Below are 3,938 nucleotides of genomic sequence, written 5' to 3' on the forward strand. Positions count from 1 at the left end.
CCCATGAGCAGGAGCTCATACCTTTATCTGTCATTGCCAGGTTTCTAAAAATGACTATTCCTCCAATTGCTGTTCTTGTGAAGCAAGGTGCTTCTGAGGTGGAGGAATACTGCTCAGCATAGGATCAGATTAAATTACACTTCTCAAAACACTGCTTGAAGAGCCTGCCTAGTACAGGAATTGAATGGTTCTTTTATACACTTGTCTGAAGTGCATAACCTGCTGTAATATCAATTCCCAAATCAGATATGTTCCAGAGTAAGAGGGCCATTTATTCTGGATGTTTATGTGACACTTACACATAACTATTATAATTAGTCCATCCCTGAAAATGTAACACTCAATCATTATAAAATCAGTCCGTCCCCAATTCCCGGAACACCTCTTGCTCCTCCTCTCTCCCTGTATGATCAACATCTACCTTGAACTCATCATCATCTCCTCACTCATCCTCCTCAACGGCTTCTTCGCTATGTCTGAAATCGCCATAATCTCCGCACGTAAACCCAGATTACAAGAAAAAGCAAAAAAAGGGAACCCTGGTGCCAAAATCGCCCTGGAACTGGCTAACTCCCCGACTAAATTCCTCTCCTCCATCCAGGTCGGAATCACCACCATCGGTGTGCTCAATGGAGCCTTCGGAGGCGCTACTATTACCAGGCACCTCCAAGCTCTCCTCCTTAATTTCAAACCTCTTGCCCCCTACTCAGAAACCATCTCCCTTGCCCTGGTCGTGATTTTTATAAGCTACTTCACCCTGATCTTTGGAGAACTGGTCCCAAAACGGCTGGCTTTAAGAGAACCCGAGGAAATCTCTTCCATTATCTCCCGTCCTATGAGCCTTATCTCATCCATCACTACCCCCTTTATCAAACTCCTGAGCTTCTCCACCGACACCACACTTCGATTTCTGAAAGCCCGTACCTCAACCACTCCCCTTATTACTCAGGAGGAAATCACCAATGCCATCGATATGGGAAGGAAGGCCGGGCTGGTTGAGCCTGATGAACAGCGGATGATTACAAGGGTATTTGAATTCGGCGATCGTCAGGCGTACTCAATTATGACACCCCGCACAGACACAGTCTGGCTGGATTTGGAAGATCCTCTTGAGGAAAATCTTAAAACCATAAGAGAGACCCCGCATTCCCGCTTTCCAGTTGTCCGCGAGGATCCGGATATAATTGTAGGAATCGTAAACGCACACGACCTGCTGAAATCTACTGCCAACCTCAACCAGGTCAAACTCGAAAAATACCTGCACACTCCCCTCTTTATACCCGAACACATGCCCCTGTTGAAAGTCCTCGAACTCTTCCGGCATCACCAGCTGCACTTTGCAGTAGTTATTGATGAATATGGAGGGTTCTCAGGGATAATCACCCCCATTGACATCCTTCAGGCCATAGTTGGAGAACTCCCTGCAGATGAACCTCAAATGCCTACAATACGCAAGGAGAATGATAAATTCTGGATAATCGATGGCTCTTTACCTATACAGGAATTCAAAGTTTACTTCAATGTGGGAGAGATGCCTGAAGAACAGCGTTACAGTACTCTTTCCGGTTTCGCTATGATGATTTTAGGGCATGTACCCAAAACCGGAGACCGCTTCTCATGGAACGGATACCATTTCCAGATTACCGAGATGTCAAATCAAAAGGTAAAAAAACTCAGGATGCATATCAATATTCAGAAATCCTGACAGAGTTATTAATTTTCACTGCCATTTTCCCTCTCATTCCCGATTCCAAGATCCTTTAACTTACGGGAAAGATTCGACTGCGCCATCCCTATAGCCCGTGCTGTAGCAGTGATGTTTCCACCATTGACCTTTAAGGCCCTCAAGAGATACTCGCGCTCAAAATTCATCTTCGCCATCCTGAAATCGATTATCTCCTCGTCCTTTACCGGAACATCTGCCCATGTTTGCGCAATACGACCTGCCTGATTGTTCGGAATATCACAGATGTCAATTTCAGGTTTATCGGTGTAGACAGCCAGACGAGCCACCAGATGCTTTAGCTCCCTGACATTCCCCGGGAACGTCATTTCACCCAGGCGATTAAGAGCCGCAGGGCTGAAACGTTTCTCAATCCCCAGATCACTGCACATAAGTCTCAGAAAATGCTCGGCAAGCGGAGCGATATCTTCTTTTCTTCTGTCAAGACCAGGCACTCTGAGCACAAAAGCACTTATTCGGTACCAGAGATCCTTACGGAACTTTCCGCAATCCACCATCTCCTCGAGATTCTTGTGAGTTGCACAAATCAACCTTACATCAACATGGATCCTCGATGAACCACCGAGACGCAGGAATTCACCTGTCTCGAGTACACGCAGAAGTTTGGCCTGGATATTGAGATCCATATCCCCGATCTCATCAAGAAAGAGAGTCCCTCCGTTTGCCTGCTCAAAACACCCTTCCCTCATCCTGTCTGCACCTGTAAAGGCTCCCCGTTCATGTCCAAACAGTTCATCCTCCGCAAGTGTGGGGGGAAGTGATGCGGCATTTGTAACCAGAAACGGTCCTTGCGCCCTTACACCCTCAAAATGCAGAAAGCGGGCTACAAGATCTTTTCCTGCTCCGGACGGGCCGGTTATGACAACAGGCTCTTTTACCTGCGCAAGCCTTGATGCCTGCTGGTAGACCTTCTTCAGCGCATCAGAGACAATTACCGGCCTTGAGGAAAAACCTCCGGCATTTTTCCTGAGCTGTTTCCTGAGGAGAATTCCCTCGAGTGCGTTGCGGACACTTGTCCTTACCTGTATAAGCCTGAGAGGCTTCTCAAGAAAATCATGCGCGCCTATCTTAAAAGCTTCCTTTGCAAGAGATACTGTCCCGAAACCGGTAATCATGATTACCGGCATATAGGGATACCGCTGTTTTAATTTGCGCAAGAGATCAATTCCGTTGTCCGCCCCGAGTTTGATATCCACAAGAGCCAGATCGACTCCCGATCCGGCCGCATCCAGGGCAGTACTCTCCTCCGAGGCAACCACAACATCATAACCATCCTCTGAAAAGATCTCCCGAAGTGTCTCCCGGATCTCCTCTTCATCATCGACTACAAGTATCCTTATCTTCTCCTGCTGTATCATCTGTCTTTCCCCTTCAGGCGCTAAGCAGAAAGCACTTCCTCAGGTGCCCTTCTGAAAGTGATCGTCATAGTAAGTCCGTGATCATCGTTACCGGTTCTGGAATCGATCTTTACACCAGCATGCATCGAGTCGAGCAACCGTTTTACAACCGGCAAACCGAGTCCTGTTCCACCCTTCTTGAATGTTATGTAGGGAATCCAGACCCGTTCCATATTTTCCCCGGGAATCCCCGGACCATTATCGATTATCCTCATCTCCGCTGATCCGTCCTTGTTTTCGATTTCCACTCTTATGACTGTAGCTCCAGCCTCAAGGCTGTTTTTCCAGATATTGAGAAGAACCCTTTCAAGCAGGTAAGGATCAGCCTCAACCATGGAATCACCTGTAAAGGTAAAGGAAATTGAATCCAGAAGTCCCGAGGCAACCGACTCAGCGTTCTCCCGCAGAGAAAGTGTTCTCAATTGGGATTCCGGTTCCCTCGCAAAGCTCCTGAAATCATTAACCAGCCTTTCAAGACTGTTTACCTGAGTTCCTATCCTGTAAAGAAGTTTTTCTATTTCATCTTTTGTCAGCATAGATCCGTTTTCCAGTTTTTCCTGCACTCTGTCGAGAGTAAGTTGTATCGGGGTCAGCGGATTTTTAATCTCATGCGCCATCACCCTGGCAATATCACGCCAGGCTGTCTCCTCTCCTCTGGCTCGCGCTTTCTCCCGATGTTTTTCGAGTTCCTCCTGCATCGACTCCATCGCCCTCTCAAGCCTCCCCAGCGCACCCCCTGAATCGTTCCCGATCTTTACCACAAGTCCCTTTCCAATTGCATCAGCATTTTTTGCCAG

Annotated in this window: 3 protein-coding genes; 1 reads left to right on the forward strand and 2 read right to left on the reverse strand. The window is 47.5% G+C overall.

The window, feature by feature from the left end:
• The first annotated feature begins 385 nt into the window (after positions 1-385).
• Complete coding sequence (locus GX089_01055; GenBank protein NLP01060.1) at positions 386-1,705, forward strand: HlyC/CorC family transporter; 1,320 nt, start codon at positions 386-388, stop codon at positions 1,703-1,705.
• 8 nt (positions 1,706-1,713) lie between these two features.
• Here the strand turns inward: GX089_01055 and GX089_01060 are convergent, their stop codons facing one another.
• Both GX089_01060 and GX089_01065 read right to left on the reverse strand, forming a co-directional pair.
• Positions 1,714-3,102: a sigma-54-dependent Fis family transcriptional regulator gene (locus GX089_01060; protein NLP01061.1), complete on the reverse strand. Its 1,389-nt coding sequence runs from the start codon at positions 3,100-3,102 to the stop codon at positions 1,714-1,716.
• A 20-nt stretch (positions 3,103-3,122) separates the two neighbouring features.
• Positions 3,123-3,938: hypothetical protein (locus GX089_01065; protein ID NLP01062.1), on the reverse strand; the 816-nt coding region annotated here is incomplete at its 5' end.

The organism is Fibrobacter sp., from assembly GCA_012523595.1.
GTDB lineage: Bacteria > Fibrobacterota > Chitinivibrionia > Chitinivibrionales > Chitinispirillaceae > JAAYIG01.